General features: G+C 46.8%; 26 protein-coding genes. 5 read left to right on the top strand and 21 right to left on the bottom strand.

Annotated elements, in window-relative coordinates; translation table 11 throughout:
- Nucleotides 1-10 precede the first annotated feature (10 nt).
- From FDZ78_RS11655 to FDZ78_RS11555, 21 genes are all read right to left on the bottom strand, one after another.
- Complete coding sequence (locus tag FDZ78_RS11655; protein WP_136408602.1) at nucleotides 11-211, bottom strand: hypothetical protein; 201 nt, start codon at nucleotides 209-211, stop codon at nucleotides 11-13.
- A gap of 6 nt (nucleotides 212-217) precedes the next feature.
- Nucleotides 218-1813: a DNA cytosine methyltransferase gene (locus FDZ78_RS11650; RefSeq protein WP_136408601.1), complete on the bottom strand. Its 1596-nt coding sequence runs from the start codon at nucleotides 1811-1813 to the stop codon at nucleotides 218-220.
- 2 nt (nucleotides 1814-1815) lie between these two features.
- Nucleotides 1816-2364, bottom strand: a complete 549-nt coding sequence (locus FDZ78_RS11645) for an SAM-dependent methyltransferase (RefSeq protein WP_240740271.1) — start codon at nucleotides 2362-2364, stop codon at nucleotides 1816-1818.
- A gap of 4 nt (nucleotides 2365-2368) precedes the next feature.
- Nucleotides 2369-2611 carry a hypothetical protein gene (locus FDZ78_RS11640; protein WP_136408600.1) on the bottom strand — a complete coding sequence of 81 codons (243 nt, stop codon included), beginning with the start codon at nucleotides 2609-2611 and terminating at the stop codon, nucleotides 2369-2371.
- A 7-nt stretch (nucleotides 2612-2618) separates the two neighbouring features.
- Nucleotides 2619-2966 (bottom strand): hypothetical protein, encoded by a 348-nt coding sequence (locus FDZ78_RS11635; protein ID WP_136408599.1) that lies wholly within the window; start codon nucleotides 2964-2966, stop codon nucleotides 2619-2621.
- Nucleotides 2967-2979: 13 nt separating this feature from the next.
- The gene (locus FDZ78_RS11630; RefSeq protein WP_136408598.1) at nucleotides 2980-3237 is read right to left on the bottom strand and encodes a hypothetical protein; all 258 of its coding nucleotides are present in this window, start codon (nucleotides 3235-3237) and stop codon (nucleotides 2980-2982) included.
- A 14-nt stretch (nucleotides 3238-3251) separates the two neighbouring features.
- Nucleotides 3252-4145 (bottom strand): hypothetical protein, encoded by an 894-nt coding sequence (locus FDZ78_RS11625; protein WP_240740270.1) that lies wholly within the window; start codon nucleotides 4143-4145, stop codon nucleotides 3252-3254.
- Nucleotides 4146-4147: 2 nt separating this feature from the next.
- Nucleotides 4148-4954 carry a DUF4373 domain-containing protein gene (locus FDZ78_RS11620; RefSeq protein WP_136408597.1) on the bottom strand — a complete coding sequence of 269 codons (807 nt, stop codon included), beginning with the start codon at nucleotides 4952-4954 and terminating at the stop codon, nucleotides 4148-4150.
- Between the two features lie 11 nt (nucleotides 4955-4965).
- Nucleotides 4966-5343, bottom strand: coding sequence for a DUF1064 domain-containing protein (locus FDZ78_RS11615; RefSeq protein ID WP_338127975.1), 378 nt, complete (start codon nucleotides 5341-5343; stop codon nucleotides 4966-4968).
- Nucleotides 5324-6238 (bottom strand): RNA polymerase subunit sigma, encoded by a 915-nt coding sequence (locus FDZ78_RS11610; RefSeq protein WP_136408596.1) that lies wholly within the window; start codon nucleotides 6236-6238, stop codon nucleotides 5324-5326. The genes FDZ78_RS11615 and FDZ78_RS11610 overlap by 20 nt, the downstream gene beginning before the upstream one ends.
- Nucleotides 6231-6512 (bottom strand): HU family DNA-binding protein, encoded by a 282-nt coding sequence (locus FDZ78_RS11605; protein ID WP_136408595.1) that lies wholly within the window; start codon nucleotides 6510-6512, stop codon nucleotides 6231-6233. The genes FDZ78_RS11610 and FDZ78_RS11605 overlap by 8 nt, the downstream gene beginning before the upstream one ends.
- A complete protein-coding gene (locus FDZ78_RS14740; protein WP_136408594.1) occupies nucleotides 6499-6687 on the bottom strand; it encodes a hypothetical protein in 189 nt (62 codons plus the stop codon). The genes FDZ78_RS11605 and FDZ78_RS14740 overlap by 14 nt, the downstream gene beginning before the upstream one ends.
- Nucleotides 6680-8083, bottom strand: a complete 1404-nt coding sequence (locus tag FDZ78_RS11595) for a DEAD/DEAH box helicase (RefSeq protein WP_136408593.1) — start codon at nucleotides 8081-8083, stop codon at nucleotides 6680-6682. Before FDZ78_RS11595 ends, FDZ78_RS14740 begins: the two co-directional genes overlap by 8 nt.
- Nucleotides 8084-8090: 7 nt before the next feature.
- Nucleotides 8091-8987 carry a phosphoadenosine phosphosulfate reductase family protein gene (locus tag FDZ78_RS11590; protein WP_136408592.1) on the bottom strand — a complete coding sequence of 299 codons (897 nt, stop codon included), beginning with the start codon at nucleotides 8985-8987 and terminating at the stop codon, nucleotides 8091-8093.
- On the bottom strand, nucleotides 8984-9646 hold the full coding sequence (locus FDZ78_RS11585; RefSeq protein WP_123611048.1) for a PD-(D/E)XK nuclease-like domain-containing protein: 663 nt from the start codon (nucleotides 9644-9646) through the stop codon (nucleotides 8984-8986). Before FDZ78_RS11585 ends, FDZ78_RS11590 begins: the two co-directional genes overlap by 4 nt.
- A 2-nt stretch (nucleotides 9647-9648) precedes the next feature.
- Entirely contained in the window at nucleotides 9649-10854 is a 1206-nt protein-coding gene (locus FDZ78_RS11580) for a hypothetical protein (RefSeq protein ID WP_123611049.1), read from the bottom strand.
- A 129-nt stretch (nucleotides 10855-10983) separates the two neighbouring features.
- Nucleotides 10984-11943 (bottom strand): recombinase RecT, encoded by a 960-nt coding sequence (locus FDZ78_RS11575; RefSeq protein WP_240740269.1) that lies wholly within the window; start codon nucleotides 11941-11943, stop codon nucleotides 10984-10986.
- Between the two features lie 175 nt (nucleotides 11944-12118).
- A complete protein-coding gene (locus FDZ78_RS11570; RefSeq protein ID WP_123398062.1) occupies nucleotides 12119-12367 on the bottom strand; it encodes a hypothetical protein in 249 nt (82 codons plus the stop codon).
- Nucleotides 12368-12377: 10 nt separating this feature from the next.
- Nucleotides 12378-12659 (bottom strand): hypothetical protein, encoded by a 282-nt coding sequence (locus FDZ78_RS11565; protein WP_123398063.1) that lies wholly within the window; start codon nucleotides 12657-12659, stop codon nucleotides 12378-12380.
- A 5-nt stretch (nucleotides 12660-12664) separates the two neighbouring features.
- Nucleotides 12665-12928: a hypothetical protein gene (locus FDZ78_RS11560; protein ID WP_136408591.1), complete on the bottom strand. Its 264-nt coding sequence runs from the start codon at nucleotides 12926-12928 to the stop codon at nucleotides 12665-12667.
- Nucleotides 12929-12939: 11 nt separating this feature from the next.
- Complete coding sequence (locus FDZ78_RS11555) at nucleotides 12940-13176, bottom strand: hypothetical protein (protein ID WP_136408590.1); 237 nt, start codon at nucleotides 13174-13176, stop codon at nucleotides 12940-12942.
- A 398-nt stretch (nucleotides 13177-13574) separates the two neighbouring features.
- Between FDZ78_RS11555 and FDZ78_RS11550 the strand changes: the two genes are divergently transcribed.
- The 5 genes from FDZ78_RS11550 (at nucleotide 13575) to FDZ78_RS11530 (ending at nucleotide 16487) form a co-directional block, all read left to right on the top strand.
- Complete coding sequence (locus tag FDZ78_RS11550; protein WP_137426206.1) at nucleotides 13575-14060, top strand: helix-turn-helix transcriptional regulator; 486 nt, start codon at nucleotides 13575-13577, stop codon at nucleotides 14058-14060.
- Nucleotides 14057-14263 carry a hypothetical protein gene (locus FDZ78_RS11545; RefSeq protein WP_136408588.1) on the top strand — a complete coding sequence of 69 codons (207 nt, stop codon included), beginning with the start codon at nucleotides 14057-14059 and terminating at the stop codon, nucleotides 14261-14263. The genes FDZ78_RS11550 and FDZ78_RS11545 overlap by 4 nt, the downstream gene beginning before the upstream one ends.
- Before the next feature lie 110 nt (nucleotides 14264-14373).
- Entirely contained in the window at nucleotides 14374-14721 is a 348-nt protein-coding gene (locus FDZ78_RS11540; protein WP_136408587.1) for a hypothetical protein, read from the top strand.
- A gap of 221 nt (nucleotides 14722-14942) precedes the next feature.
- Nucleotides 14943-15752, top strand: a complete 810-nt coding sequence (locus tag FDZ78_RS11535; RefSeq protein WP_107031597.1) for an inositol monophosphatase family protein — start codon at nucleotides 14943-14945, stop codon at nucleotides 15750-15752.
- Between the two features lie 180 nt (nucleotides 15753-15932).
- On the top strand, nucleotides 15933-16487 hold the full coding sequence (locus FDZ78_RS11530; RefSeq protein WP_123398070.1) for a hypothetical protein: 555 nt from the start codon (nucleotides 15933-15935) through the stop codon (nucleotides 16485-16487).
- The last annotated feature ends 98 nt before the right edge of the window (nucleotides 16488-16585 follow it).

Raw genomic sequence — 16585 nt, 5'->3', positions numbered from 1 at the left:
TACGCCCACTTTAAGTTGTGGGAGAGAATAGATTTCGCTCTTTGGGTTTCTGTTGAGTGTAACCCATATCGCGCACACGCTCAATCTCGTGGTCAATCTCGGCTTCAAGAGCCTTAGATTTGCGCAGAGCGTCATTTGACCGTGTTCGGAAAAAGTCTTTTTGAGCCTCACGCATGAGGGCTACCTTTTCAAAGAATACTCGTTTGTCCATATTATGCTACTTTTTAAGATGTTTTTCTATTTCTCTGCATAGAGCCTCACACCATGCACGTGCGATTGTAACCTCAACGGCATTGCCGATGAATTTCTTTTGGTCTGCTTGTGTCCCGACCAGCACATAGTCTTCGGGAAAGCCCATAATCTTTTTCAGTTCGGGAATTTTCAGCATACGCATCTTGATGTCAACAATGCCGTAGAGAGCCATAAATTCCTTGATTTTAGCTGTCATTGGGCTATCGGTTGAATAGACCTCAATAAACACCTCGCCCTTTTCCGCTGTGACAAGATAAGGCGGCATTTTATCCATTCTTGCTATTAGGGTGAAACATGGCTTTTCAACCGAGCCACCGACATTATTGTATTGAGGGTTCATCAGGTAGTGCCGTTTCACTGTTACAAGGTTGAATTTCGGATTAGTAGTTAGCGTGTTTGCCGGAACTTCAACGGAAGCTGCCGTACCGTTCCCGTACTGCATATCAATGAACTGCTCCGACTGAATAAGCGCAAGGCGGTCTTTCGTTGTTACCGTAGGAGAGGGGCTTTCAACAGAATGGTTATGCCCATTTCCGTAGTATGCCGATATAAACGCATGGTGGTCTATTGTCGTTATCGTTCCTGCTGGCTCGTTTACGGAGCTGTTCTTGCTTTCGGGATGTCCGCTGTATTGTTTTGACAGAAAAGACACCTGTGCAACTCCGAGCCTGTTTTGTGTCGCTACCGTTGGGCAAGGCTCATCAATACCAGGTGCGTTGTATTTTCCCGTCCGACTCATTGAGTTGTATTTGACAAGGAAAGCATCCTTGCCCCCAGCGACAAACTTAATCAGACCTGCGTAAATTCGCTCCAAAGTCTTTTCCGAAAGAGGCTTCTCACGGAAAATGGTATTTCCCTCGTCCTCGAAGTCCAGCACCTCCTTTACGGGCTTCCACTTCTTCAAGTTCCCGAATAGCGTAGTTGAGCCATCCTTGCAGTGCGTAGGAGCAGGGAACACAATAGGCAATCCGTTCTTTGCGAAGATGCCAAAAAAGCGTTTGCGGCTTGTGTATGCCCCATAGTCGGCAGCGTTCAAAATACGGTGGTCGAACTTGTACCCGTAACGCTTTACATTGCGTACCCAACGGGTATAACTCTTCCCCTTATCCATTGAGATAGGCTTTCCGTTCTCGTCCATGTCGCCCCAGCTCATAAACTCTTCCACGTTCTCAATCTGAATGTAGTCCGGCTCTATCGCTTCAATATAGCGGAAAAGATGTTCTGCGAGTGTCCGGCTGTCCGCATCACGTGGCTGACCACCCTTTGCCTTGCTGAAATTCGTGCATTCGAGCGATGCCCAAAGGACTATCAGCGCATCGGGGTTCTGTTCTCTGCATCTTTTCAGATGCTCAACCAACGGGGAAAGTTCAAGTGTTCTTATGTCCTCCGTGAAGTGAAGAGCCTCCGGGTGATTTGATGCATGAGAGGCTATCGCCTTTGCATCATGATTGACACAAGCGATTACATCTGCACACGGCTCATCATGCAGTCGTGCGCTATTGACACCTGTAGATGTACCGCCGGCACCGCAGAATAGGTCGATGTATAATAGTTGCTTCATCGTTATATCCCTTTCATAAAGCAAATCCAATGGGTGTTTGCTCGTTTGCCGGATATATGCCCGAAGATTGGCTTTTGGTCGGTAAGTTTCAAAACTTCGGACACCCTAATATCGGTTTCATTCCATTTGAAGATTAGGAAACCTCCGGGCATAAGCACTCGGAAACATTCTGCAAAGCCTCTTCTTAACATATCTCGCCAATCAGAATAAAGTGCGCCATACTTGATATGCTGATAACCTGTTGGCTGAGCTTTCTCATTGAGGCTTCCGTACATATCTGCCATTTTGGACTTACCGACATTCCGTAATAGATGCGGAGGGTCAAATACTACCATTCTGAAATGATTGTCGGGATATGGCATACTCGTGAAGTCGGCTTGCACATCGGGTTTGACTTCAAACTTCCGTCCATCGCAAAGGGTTGTTTTAACCTCGCGAATGTCTTGGAACAGAACATGAGGGTCGTTCTTGTCGAAGTAGAACATCTTGCCACCACAGCAAGCGTCAAGGATTGGTTTATGCACACTCATTTCACATTTTTTCTTTTGCATAATGTTATTTTTTGAATTTACCGAAGATTTGTTCTGCTTTCTCCACCGCGTTCAACATAGTCTTGCTAACGAGAGCGAGCTTTACTTTTATAGCCTCGAAATTAGTACCGTTATATTCATGGGCGACCTTAGTCATGCAACCGGCCAACAGCGAATATTTCTGCACTTCGGGAAGATTAGACCCTTTTATAATTTTCTCAACCTGTTCACTGATAACCTTGTATTCGGGAGTCATTTTGCTGTCCATGCCGTATTTATTTTGAGTTAAGCATTTCACTCAGCTCCTCGGCCTCACGTTTATTGAAGTCATCATCTTCATCAGTGAACACCTTGATGCAGGTTTGATAAAGGCCACCCTCGCAGATAGAGGAGCGACACACAGCCCAATAGCCATGATACTTACATTCTACATTGTCGATGCGCTTAACGCTGTATAGTGCAAAGCAATCGTTAGCTGAGCCACGATAGCCCTGTATTTTTGCGTTGAGGCTCTTGACCTTTAAGCGCAGACGTTCTGCGGCATAGTGTTTGCGCATGGCTATTACAATAGCCACACCGAGAAAGAGTGCCAATATGATGGCGATAGTTATAATTGCTGTCATTGTTGATATTATTTTAGAGGTTGTTGTATTCAGTTTGGAGAGCTTCGAGCCGAGCCTGTGCCTTGATGCGGACAGCTTCTGCAATATCCTTTCTATACCTGTCTACTTCCTCGTCAGTGAGTAGTTCACAGCATGAGGATGCGCAGCAACATCCGGCATTGGCAAACATGATTTCGACAAATTTGCCTCTCTCAATATTTGCTAAGATTTTTTCTACATACGCTATCTGCTTTTTGATGTCGATAGCGGTGTTCAGAGTTTCGTCATTCATATTTTACTATTATTTTATCTTCGGCTTTTGCCACCGATGGGTATTACGTTGTATGTTTTGAAGCGGTCAATCAGTCGCCCGAAGCCGTCCTTATACTTTTCTTTGAGCTGCTCAATAGAAAGATTGGTAGTGACGTGTGCCTTGAGGTGGAACTGCGACCAAATTTCATTTCGTGCATGGAGAAATTCATCGGTCAGCACCTTTGTATCCATGCCGTAAAAGGTGGTAGTCTGAACCCCGATGTCGTTGAGGCAGATATTAACCGGCTTACATTGGAAGCCCTTGTTTTCCTCCTCATTGAATGTGTATCGGTCGAGGTTGTTGTGCAAAGTATAGTAGTTTATCATTTGCGTGACCGACAGGTTGTGGAAGAAGTTCGGGTTTTCGGTGTAGCGCAGGTATTCAGAGAATATCTCCATCAACAGGGTTTTGCCGGTGCCGACATTGCCGTGAAGCATAATGTGTTTGTGCAACTTGTACCCACGACCCGGAAAGACCTCCTCAGCCAAAGGACAATTGTTGAAATACAGCAGGAGAAAGCGCAGTACGTCACGGTTGTTATCATCAATCACAAACTCACGATGTTGGTAAGCAAGAACCTTGTTTGCTATCTGCAAAAGCAGACGAGAGTGGGCTTTATACACCTCCGGGATTTCAAGAAGCTGCCGTTTCTGTTCTGCTTTTCGCACATCATTCATGACACGTCTAATCACGTTATCAACAGCCGACACACCAATCCGTGCGAGTTCGGCGCGTTGGCGCTCCTCCTCGGTTTTAGGCTCAGCGGCCATGCGGCGGGCGTGGTCTTGCTCCATCTTGGCTTGCAACTCACGCTCCTCTCGTTCTTGACGATATGCGTTTTGTTGCGTTATCCAATCCGGCAAACTATCTCCAATCTTCTGTAACATAATCAAACGTCTTGGCCTCCAAACCCACCGCCAAATGTGTAATCAGTCGGAGCAGGTGTTGAGGGTTGGTTATTTGTATTTGATGCTGTGTCGCGGTTTTTAATCCTCATGGCCGATATAAGGTGACGCGACCAATCGCTGTAATCTCTATGTTGAGTTTTTGACAGCTCCCATTCAGCTACGACAGCCTCTGCCAATGAGCGCAATATACCTATCTCGCCATAACCTAATCCGAAGTTCTTGCAAAGCATTTGTAAGTTTTCACTCTGCCCATTGGCAAAAAACTCATGAAGCCACTCCGTATTATTGGTTTTGGTCGGAGCCGGAGGCACGGGTGTAACCTGCGCAGGTGCCTGTGGTGTGACCGGCTTCGCCGCTTTTGGCTGTTTCGTTTTAGGTTTGCTTGCTGTAGTCCTTTGCTGAGGCTCGTCCAACAAAGAGTATTTATCAATCCGGCTCATACGTTTGTTGAGGCGCTGAATATTGCAATAGCGCACTTGAATACCCTTAGATGTTAAGACCTGTTCCGTGTCATACATATTTTTATCGAATAACCCCAACGTCAGGCAGGTTTTAATAACCTCCAATACATAAGCCTCCTCAAAGCCCGACATTTCCGAGCCAATGAAAGGCAACTCATCGTCCCACTGCATGAAGTACCCATTCTTGTAGATAAGACAGAGCAGGAGAGCATATACTGTGACAGCTTTACCACCTTGACGCTTGATTAACTTGCGAATGCGTATGTCTTGAAAGAAGTCTATATCAAAGGGGAAATACTCAAGCCCCGATTTTGCTATTCGTGCCATAGCCGTATTGATTAAATTTCTACGATTGATATTCCGTGGACATAGAGCATCAATTTTCGTTTGATTTTATACTCTTTTGTGCGGACTCCCTTTGTGTCCTCGACAACGGTCTTGCCGTCTGTGTTGTAGACAAAATCGGCATAGTAGGAACACTCCCTTTCCAAGAGGTTGCCGGCGGTGTCGCGTTGCGCAGGGATAAGCACATACTTTACTTGCTCACGGAGATTAGAGATAAGGCCGGCGCGTTGCATCAGCTTCAGTTCGTTGGCTCTGCTATGTTCCTTTTTGGAGTCGTAGCCGCCGGACTTCTTTGCACCATACTTGTTGCGTTTTTTTGTGGCCGGTGCAACGCGCAATGCCTTAAATTCGTCAATCGTCATAGCTGTCATTGTAAACTTTTGAAAAGTCAACAGGGATAAAACAGCCGATAGGGATTATCTTTGACTCTTCAATAAATGAGTTTATCTTATACTTAACAAAAGTCCGTTCTGGGTGTTTCAAGGACTCCATGAAACGCTCCTCCTGCTTGTCGCGAAGCCATTTTTCGATAAGCATATTAGCACGGACAGCGGAAACTGTCTGAACGATGAATGTGTGGTCTTCTTCTATGTCGCCTTCTTTGTCATCATGGAGGATAACATGAGCACCAATCTGATAGAATTTCTTTGTTTCCTTTTTATCATCGTCCTGCTGCTCATCATCGGGATTTCCTTTAGAAATATTGTCGCAGGTTGCCTCAACAAAATCTTCCATTGAAATATCACCTTTCAGATATGCAGCATCAATTTCGTATCTACGAGCTTCAGCGGATTTAAGGCGGTCTATAATAACCACACAATAATCCATTTCTTTGATATCCGAAATTTCAAAACCGCCTTTATAGTTTAGCTCTATGAAGTCCACCATAATCACCAATGCATTGGCAATAGAATTAGCATATAGAAGGAATGACTTGCGTTTTCCGTCAATCTTAGCCACAGCTTTGAATGGTAACAGTGAACGGTTCTCAAGTAACATACCCTGCCGGTTCTGATTAGAAACCTCTACTTCTTTAAGAGAACCCTCTTGTATCATGAAATTGATTGTACAGAGAACGTCTTGGCTGATATAGGTGCCACGTTCAAGCAGAATTTCGTTCCGTTCTATGGATACAACTTTGCCGCTACTCTCATCTACGAAGTCCTCGGTCCACGTTTTTAGGGCGCGACGAGCGACCCATTTACCGAGCATCTTTTTGGGGTCATCCGTTATATAGCGGATTTCCGTTTTTCTTGAGTCAATCATTGTTCATGCGATTTTTGAGTTGATTACTGAGTTTGAATTTCACAATGCGCTGTGCCGGAACTACAACCGTAGTACCAGCGTTGATGTTACGCGCCTTTTTCTTCTTTGTGGTTTTGACTTCCATCGTACCGAAGCCACGGAGATAGACGTTTTCGCCACGGTCGAAAGCGTCAGCGAGAATGTCGGTCACACCGTCTACGACATGGAGAGCCGTAGATTTCGGCAGGTCAGGGATACGCTTACAGAGTTCAACTGCGATGTCATTCTTTGTCATGATTAGTCGATTTTGAATGTTGTTTTTTAAGTTTTCGATTTATTTTATCTTTAAGTTGGCCTATTGCCCAAGCGTGGGTGCTGTTGCGCAGACCGTTCAATGACTTGTAATGCTCTATGGCAATATCGAGGCAGGACATTATGCGCTCAATATCTGAATTGCTGATTTCAACCATAGTCGAGGAAAGATTTTACAAGTTCATCGAAATACATCTTGTCGGTCGGTATATCATCATCGGATGCCATTATCTGATTGGCGATGCTCCGCTTTTTATGAATGATATTGTAGAGAACCGGGTCAATGGTACTGCGCCCGATGAGGTAATAGCAGTTCACGTTATTCTTTTGGCTGATGCGGTGGGCGCGGTCTTCGCACTGACAGCAATCGGCATACGTCCACGGAAATTCCACAAAGGCCACATTAGAGGACGCTGTGAGTGTCAGACCGACACCGGCAGCTTTGATGGAGCAGATTATCAACTGAGCTTCGCCGGACTGAAACGCATCGACAGCAGCCTGTTTCTCGGCAAGGCTATCATCGCCGGTGACACGGACGGCATCGGGGAATTGCTTTTGCAAAGCCTTGACAATCTCTTTGAGTGAGCAGAACACAATCAAAGGCTTGCCATTGGCAAGGAAATTGCGTATAAAGTCTGTTGCCTGTTTTACCTTACCTTTGGAAGCGAGGGAGCGCAGGGTCATGAACTTTACCAGAGCCTCCATGCGCATTTTGCGCCGGATGTCGCGGTCGGTACACTTGGTGTATTCGCGCAGATAGGCGGCGAGGTCGGCGGCAGCGAGGTCGTATTCATCGCGGTTGGATATTTCAACGTAGAGGTCGGTTCGCGTTTTGTCGGGGAGCTGCGTCAGCACCTTTGCTTTCTCTCGCCGTATCATACAGGTATCATACAGTTTGTCGGACAACTCGGATAGATTTTCATTCTCTCCGTAGTCGGCAAGGAATTTGCCACGGCTACCGAAGTCAGAGAGCAGTCGCCCCATGATGGCGAGTTGTGCAACGAGGTCTTGCGCGTGATTGACAACCGGGGTGCCGGAGAGCAATATGCGCCACTCCTTACCCTCGACAATGCCACGAGTGAACATTGTTTGCTGTGCCGTGGGGTCTTTGAGCCGGTGCGACTCGTCCATGATAACGGACTTGAAGATGTTGATGTCGCGGTTGAATACAACATCTTTGAGCGTGAATGTCTTGCCGCCCTTGATGTCCCACACAAAGAACTTTTTCAGACTCTCATAATTGACAATAGCAACATGGAACATACCCATGCCGAGGAGATACGGCCACGATGTGCGAGTGGCATTGTCAAGCACAAGAGCCTTTTTGTCGGTGAACTTCTCAAACTCACGCTGCCAATTTATTTTCAGCGAGGAGGGGCAGATTACCAAACAGGGGTAAGCTGAGGCAGTATCGACAATGCCGATAGACTGCAACGTCTTACCAAGCCCCGGCTCGTCACCAATTAACAGGCGGTGACGTTCGAGGCCGAACAGAATACCCTCACGTTGGTACTCGTATGGCTCTACTCGGAGGTTATGTTTTAACTCTTTCATATTGTTATTATTCACACAGTCCATGATACAAGGACACACAAGACATTATTGGCTCAGTATCGTCCCATAGTGTCGGTTGGTTTTCATTCCGAAGTACATAATCAGAAATCTCTGCGAATGTTGGTGCTCCATTACTATTCTGAATGCAGAACCTTGCTGGGATTTTCCCTTTGCAGAAGAATGATGCCTCTTTACCTTTATCGCGTGATAGGTTCACTTCATTTTCAAGGTCTATCACACGTTGTTTGTATCGTTCATCGCGTGCAACTATTTTTATTTCGCTCAGTCTCGCAAAAATGCAAGGGAAACAGCCAACCCTTGACGCTCCGCGTTCGTATAAGGGATTCGGGCGTTGACCATGAGACAGAATGTAGTCGATAACTTGTTGAGCAGTCCAATGAAAGATAGGGCGTAAAACTGATGCATCGTGAGTTTTGCACCACTCTTTTACATCTCGCTTCCTATACAAGCGTTTTTTGTGGGTGTCATCAAAATATTCACTGAAATACGAGCACTCAACATTAAATTTTGCTCGTTCTGCGCTTTCTTTTGCACGGATACCTTGAATTATGACAAGATGCTTATTTTGTTCAAGAATCCAGTCTATCATTGGCCATATTTTTAATTGCACAGTACACATGCGATTTTGCGAATCGGGAAACCATTTCATTCGTTTGCACAATCCGTACATACCATCAACAGACTCATTTTTGAGTATTATAAGGTCGACACCAAGTTTAGATGCTACCTCCTTTACATGAGAATATGTTTGCTCATGCTCCCACCTGGTATCACAGAAAACAGCCGTGACGTTATTAGCCCCGAAGTCTTCACAAGCTTTTATTAGACAGGCTTGTGAGTCCTTTCCTCCAGAGAACTGAACTATAACTTTTACTTTATTCATAATGCGAGGCACCAATATTGAAATGCTAATTCAAGATACTTATCTCTGCCACGGAGATACACCGGGTCGTCCCTGCGTATGCGTGTGGTAAATACGTTGCAGTTCTTTTTGCTGATGGCATAGATGAAATCGCAGTCGGAATGTGCGATGTCCATGTACCATGCGCGGCTCCTGTCCCAATCGAAGAAATCAACGGCATCATCAAATTCTTTTTGGGTTGCGGCTGAACAGGTTTTGAGGTCGCCACCAAATTTGTAGAGGTCAAGCCACCAATCCCACTTACAGCGCGTATCGAGCGTGAAAGGGAAGCCACCATACTCAAACGGCTGTGCTTGATTGACCATGTAGCGCTGTGTTTCGGCTTCAGCCAACACCTTTGCGAGAAAGGGGTCATGCCGAGCAGTCATACGCAGGGAGCGATACATTTCCTTTGCATGGCGAAACTCATCATCGGTGTATTGCTCATCATCTACCGTCAGTTGGTAGTAGTTCACTCGCTCCGGCTCGGTGATTATCGCGTCCACGAGATTGCCGAAGCGAAACGCGGCCTCCTTTACACCCGGCGGCATAGGCACTGGGTGTAAGAGGTTCTTTAGAGCCGTGAGGTCAGAGTTGCTGACCTCTGTACGGCTGTAATATGCGTCCGGGTTTTGGCTCATGGTTACTTGGCTTTAACCTCGTCCTCGTATTGGACATCAGCGATGAACATAGCGTTGTCTTTGGAGTTTGCGGCGGTATTGGCAAAGGTGATTTGCTTCTTAAACTCCTTGCAGAGTTCTTCTAAGGTCTTTGTGCAGCCCTCTTGTGACCACCAAAAAGCAACAATCTTCATGATGTCCTCGGCAGAATTGATAACCACCTTTTTCTTAACCTGTGTCTTAGGCTGATATGCCACAGGTGTAGCGACCTGTGCGCCGAAAAGACCGTCCATTTCCTGTTTCTTTGCGGCAAGCTGCTTTTCAGCGGCTTCCTGTTTCTCTCGCTCAGCGCGTTCCTTTTCCTTACGAGCGGCCTCAGCGCGTTCCTTAGCCTCCATTTCGGCCTTGATGCGGGCGGCTTCCTCGGCTGACGATTTGGCGATGCGCTCAAGCTCCTTTTTCTTTGAGGGCATACGGTCGAGAATATCATCGCGTATGCTTTGCACCTCAAAAGGGAATTGCTCCTTGAAGCGATTGACGAGGCCGGCCATCACGTTGGCTTGTATAGCGCGGCATTCGTCCGGGGTAAGTTCGACAGGACGATGTGCGCCGCTTATTACCGTCTGACACCATGTTGCAGGAAGTTCGCAACTGAAATTCTTGATGCCATCGTAGACAATCTCGTAATTGTCGAGGCTTATCTGCTTATCCATGTCGGTAAGCTCGTTGATGCTCTTATTGACAAGAGCGTTGAACTGGCTTACATAGTCGTCATTGACATCAGCGCGATAGCGAATTTTGGCATTCTCCTTTGCCTGTCGAGCGGCATCTTCGCGGCGGCGGCGATCCTCCTCCTCATGCTTTTTCTTGGCATAGGCATTGCGGTGGGCTTGCAGTTGATTGGGGATTGAGTCTGCTTTGGTGGGGTCTACATCATTCTCCATTGAGGTGTAGACCTTACGGATTTGGTCAAAGAGCTGCGTAACAGGAGTGCGCTTGCCGTTCATCTTCTTGACGGTCAGCTTTGCTTTTTCGATGAACTTGGCTATCTCTATATCGAGAGCGTCTGTCATGCCCTCCTTTTTTACCCGGAGCAACAGGGCGCTGCCTACTTCAAGGCACCGGGTATGAGATAATTGGTTCTCGCGGTACGACTGTGGAGCGAGTTCGGCAAGGGTCTGCACGTTTTTCTGCTCGAAGATTGTTAATGCTTGGGTGTTATCTGCCATGATTGATATATTTATGGGTTACACGGTTTTGTTTTAGCGTATTCGGTGATGATACCAAGCCGAGTGCAATAGTGTCCGTTGAGAGTGTTACGCACAAGCGGACACCCACTGCAAGGCTTGATGTTGCTTTCAGAAGCCTTCCTCATCATCAGTGTTTACAGTTACGCCCTGTGGAGGCTCGTTGTTACCGAATGGCTGAGGCGCAGGTTCGGGAGCATTGTCGAGGACTTCGCCGGTGTCGGGGTCTACTCCGTAGATTTCCTCATCGGAAAGCTGAGCCGGTTCGTCTACCTGTTGTGATTGTAGTTCGGTGCCGCGACCGATGCGCACTTTCGGGTAAGACTTGAAAGCGTGTTTGATACACTTGGCCATGAGGAAGCCGGGGTCGATGTGGACAACACCGTTAGCGTCCATGCCGTAGAGTTCGTTGGCGACACCTCGGTTCTGCTTCTGCGAGTAACCGGCGAGGCGGCACCAATCTTCGGGGTACATCACTGAGTAGTCGATAGAACTATCGGCGCGAGTGATACGCAGGTAGCAAGCAATGATGTTGTGGCCGGTGTGAGGTAGGTTACAGGTGTAAGACACAGATTTGCGACCGTCAATGTCCTTGAATGAAAATTCGTCATTGTCGTAGACGAGTACAGGATTGTCGGCATGACGTATTTGACCGTCACGAGTACGCATCACAAGTTCGCCGTAGGCCGACACGGTGAGGACGCAGCGACCCTCCCATTGAGGTCTTTCTTTGGTGCCGACATTGACGTTACGCCCCATGAGGTATGCGAGTGCGCGTGTGCCGGGTTCAAGTGAGAGGCCACACACGGCAAGGTCAATGAATGCCGTGAAGATGCTGAACGGTGTGGCGCGTTGCAGTTTGCCCTTGTCGTTGTCGCGGAGAGCCTTGTTGAAGTAGATACTTTCACGCTCATAAGCGGCTTCACCGTTGCCCCAAAGTTTGTCGTAGATAAATATGAAGCGCTCACGCACGACAGGATGCTCGACTATTTCGAGCGGCTTGAGTTGGTTGATTTCCTCAACCGTCAGTTGTAGGTTGCCCATGATTGATGGAGTTAAATTGTTAAACATTTGCGGATTGCTTGATTGAAAAATGGAGGCTGCACTTTGGCTTAGGCTGACAGCGCAGCCTCCGAGGTTATCAATCATGTAGCAACTACCGCTACTTGTAGCCTCTGAGGGAATCGAACCCCCTCCGACAGAACCAAAATCTGTAGTGCGACCGACACACCGAGAGGCTGAGCCGTCAGAGCTTTGCTATGTAAAAGCGTATCCGCTCTGATGTATTTATGCTTGTGGGGTGGTCATAGGAAAACTCGTTGTCATTTCCTTCGGCATTCTGGAAATAGTCAAGCCTGTCGGTAACGCGTAGCCACATTTCATTGAGTTTCGCTTTCGCGGCGAGTTTCGCCCTGTGATTGCAAGCCTCCTGCGTGAAGCGGTAAATAACACGAGGATTCTTGCCGTCATTGGTCTTGTATATTGCGTAATCCATTGTATCTGTCTTATTGGTTGAGGTAATCCTGTTCTGTTCTCTGAAGGAGGCGTAGGTCTGCCATGCAGTATTCAACCTTGCCCGGACGTTTGGAGGGCTTTACCTTTCCTGTGCGCCTCCAACGGTCAACATTCTTGCGTCCGAAGATTGAATAGGCCGTGCGTTGGGAGATATACTCCGGGTCGGCTGCATCGCTCTTAATCACTCGTGCCAACCGTGCTGTAAGGTCGGTCATGAATGTTTCATAGCTGACGAGCCTGTCAGAGAATTGTATGTGTACTGTTGGAGGCATTGATATTAGAGTTGAGATGGGTTAGGTTTGTCCATCACCTCGTCACACATTTTGTCGTATGCGATAAACCAAGGGTCAATCTTACTCCAACGTTTGTAGAGCCGGGCGATAACAAAGCATGCGCCGATGGCGAGAGCCTTGTCGCAGATGAAGCGGAGAGTCCATGTCAGCAGGTTTTCGTCCTGCTCTTCGCCGAAGAGAAACAGGAATGCGAAACCGCAGAGCGCAAAGATTATCAAGATACGGAGTATTGAAATTGTCTTATTCATGGCTGTGAGATTTAATAGGGTTCTACTCCTGCTTCGATGAGAGCGGCCTCTTCATCAACCGAACCACACCAAGTATCGAGATACTCATTGATGACAGGATAAGTGTTGTCGTTGATGTCGTAGCCACGAGCGGCACAGAAAGCCGACCACGACACATCGGCGCGGAGCTGTTCAAGAGCGACCTTGTTAGATTTGCAGCCGGTGAGAAGCGCGGCCACGAGTGCGAGAGTGATAGTTACTTTTTTCATGATTGATGTCTTTTTTAGTTATTCTGAACGTAGGATTTCGTAAGTCGCTCCGTTGTCTTTGCTTGAAATGGAATATACCTCTTTGTTTGCCGAACCATTTAATCGACTTACAGCCGCTTTAGCTGAAGCCATAGGACCGGCTTCCCGACAATCAAAGAGTACAGGTTTCCCTACTGGGATGTTTCGCAGAGTATCTGTGATAGACACCTTTTTCACGAGGTAGCAATTTTCTGTCATCTTACTTGGTATTTTTTGAGTAGAATTTGTTATCTTTGCTTCTTAATCTAAGCGAGTTACAACGCTACGACATTAGAATTACACTGCAAATATATGGTATTACCACGGTACTACCAAACAAAGTGTGAAATTTTAATAATTATTAACAGTAATACCAAGGTATGAATGATATGGTAGAACGCTTGAAAGAGGCGATAGCAGTGCTTAATGCCACGCAAAATGCCTTTGCAAGCAAAGCAAACATAGACCCCTCCAACTTCGGAAAGATGTTGGAAGGGAAGCAAAAGATTACCGATAAGACCATTGGGAAAATTTGTCACGCACATAACCTCTCAGTTGAATGGGTGAAATCGGGTATCGGTAGCATGATGGTACCGGCAACTACAAAAGGCAACTTCTTTTCTCCTGATGGTATTTATGCAGAGGATTCTGAGGTGCTAATTGGCGATGCTGTTCTTAAAGAGAGAATCAAGAATTTGCAGCAACAAATTCAAGACCTGCAAGGTGAAAAGAAAGCATGGGAGGCTGAGCGTAAATCAATGAAGAAAGAAATTGAGGAACTTCGTGTCAAAAATGAAGAAATCACTGCGGAGCTGTCCAGAACGAAAGACAAGATGATTGACTTACTTATTGAGCGTGGCAAATGAGTGAACTAAATGATTTAAGAATTCAAATCGAACAATACGAAGAAAACGAAAGAGAGTTGATGCTATGTATTGTTGCGTTAAATGAGGCATTCAGAGAGAAACTCATTCCCGAAACATGGGAACAAGAAGAAGCTCTTCATAAAACTCTTGAAACTATGCGCAAAGTGTTGGATAGACGTGATAAATACAAATACGGGCTGTAACGGCCCAATAGGCCGCTTTTGTTGGCTCAGATGATAAACTCCACCGATAGAGGAGAAAGTGATTGTACGCGCTCCTAACGCCCAAATTTGGGCATAATTCAAGCAAAGATATGAACAGAGAATACCCATATAACGAAACAGAGCCACTCATGGACGAACTCAAAGACGCCGCATTTGAGTATCTGCTACTCAATCCCGGCTCCGAGTTTGGAGATTGGAGCAAGGGTTTGATTGAAGAATACCCTGCCGAGGTGGTAGACGCACTCGGCAACACCCCCAATGAGGTAAATGCAGACCTCGCCGACCTGTGGGAAACTGATTACACCGACCCCAAGACCGGGATAGAGCAAAAGTTTAGCGAGTGGGCAATGTCATTCGCTAACGAGCACGCCGTAGGTATTTACTACTTCCTTGTAGACGCTTGCACGGACTTAAAACGCATGGGACGTAAATTCTAAATCTAACAAAAATTCAACATACTCGACAAGTGGGTCAATATCACTTAATTCTATTGGCGGCGCAGGCAGCCATCGAAGATTGAGCAAGCAACCTAATAACCAGATAATTAGGCGGTAGGCTCTTGACATTCAGAGTCTACCGCCTATTATTTTGAACATGGAATAATATGTTTGGATTGCCATCTCTACGGAAATGCCCTCCCCTAAATTGTTACTTAACTATGAAAACTGCTACAAGACCCACCCTTGCCGATGTTATCGAATGTGCCCGCAAAGCCGGGGAAACAGCAATGGAATATTTCCGCTGCAGCCACGAAATCGGCATGCACAACAAGCTAAACGACAGCGATATTGTCACCATTGCCGACAAGCAATCTGAAACTGTCATCAAAAGCTATATCCAGACCAGATACCCTGACCACGCCATACTTTCGGAAGAATCAGGCGAAACTGACGGTTCTGCCGGCTATCGCTGGGTGATTGATCCGATTGACGGAACCACCAATTTCTTCGCCGGGATTCCATTCTGGGCTATAAGTATCGGTGTGGAACATAACGGACAGACTGAAATCGGCGTTGTATATCTGCCCGCAACCGGCGAGCTCTTCCATGCAATCAGAGGTCAGGGTGCTTTCCTAAATGACATTCCGATCCACACCTCTCCCGAATCACACCTTTCACGCTGTGTGATCTCGACCGGCTTTCCAGTTGACAAGGATACAAATCCTGACAACAACCTCGACAATCTTGCCGTCATAATGCCTCTTGTCAGAGATATACGCCGCCTCGGATCGGCAGCGTCCGATATCTGTTATGTAGCCGCCGGCTTTCTTAACGGATACTGGGAGCTGAACCTGCATGAATGGGATGTCAATGCCGCTACACTGATCCTTGAAGAAGCCGGAGGGAAGTGCACACGTTTCCGCGAAGACCGCAATATTTCACTCGTCTGCGGTCCTCAGGCTATCCATGACCAGCTTCTGTCACGGCTCAATCCTCGGCCAACAACAGCGTCCGGCTGCAGGCGCTGACTCATCAACCGCCTGCCAACACACCTGAAAAGCCGGCAAAATAAAACTGCGCAGATTTTTTTCGCCAAACTTTTTTTCGGTTTAAAAAAAAGTTACTACTTTCGCAGCATAGAAGCTCAGACTGCCACTCACGGCCCGTAACTCAAACTGAAAAAAATAAAAAAAAATACCTTCCGCAATATGATATTCAATTTCCGCATTGTGTCTGACGAAGCAGACAACTTCAAACGCGAAATCCAAATTGATGCAGACGCGACATTCCTCGACCTCCGCAATGCGATCTGTGACTCTGTCGGCTATGACAAAGGCCAGTTCAGTTCGTTCTTTCTCTGCGATGACGGATGGGAACGCAACCAGGAAATATGCCTTGAAGACATGGGCTCCGACTCTTCCGAAGACGTATATCTGATGGAAGATACCCCGCTCAGCGACTTTATCGAAGACGACGGCCAGAGAATGGTGTGGGTGTTTGACTACATGACTGACCGTTCTTTCTTCATTGAAATGAAAAAATCTATCCCCGGAAAGAGTCTTAAAGACCCGCTGTGCACCATCTCTATGGGTGAGGCGCCCTCGCAGTTTATCGACCTCGATGACTTCGACGCAAAGATTGACGCAAAAGCCGCTCAGGCCGCAGCCTCGACAGATCTTGACGATGAATTCTACGGGTCTACCGAATTCAATGAAGACGAATTTGACGCAGCCGGGTTTGACGAAATGACATTCGACGAATAATCCGTCACCTCTCACCTCTCCTACTTAAAAAACTCCTACAGAATCTATAAGTGTAACAACATCCGGCAGCCTGCTTACATACAGGACTGCCGGATGTT

Origin of the sequence: Duncaniella sp. B8, from assembly GCF_005304985.1 — a bacterium.
Taxonomy (GTDB): domain Bacteria; phylum Bacteroidota; class Bacteroidia; order Bacteroidales; family Muribaculaceae; genus Duncaniella; species Duncaniella muris.
This window is presented reverse-complemented; position numbering and strand designations above follow the sequence as displayed.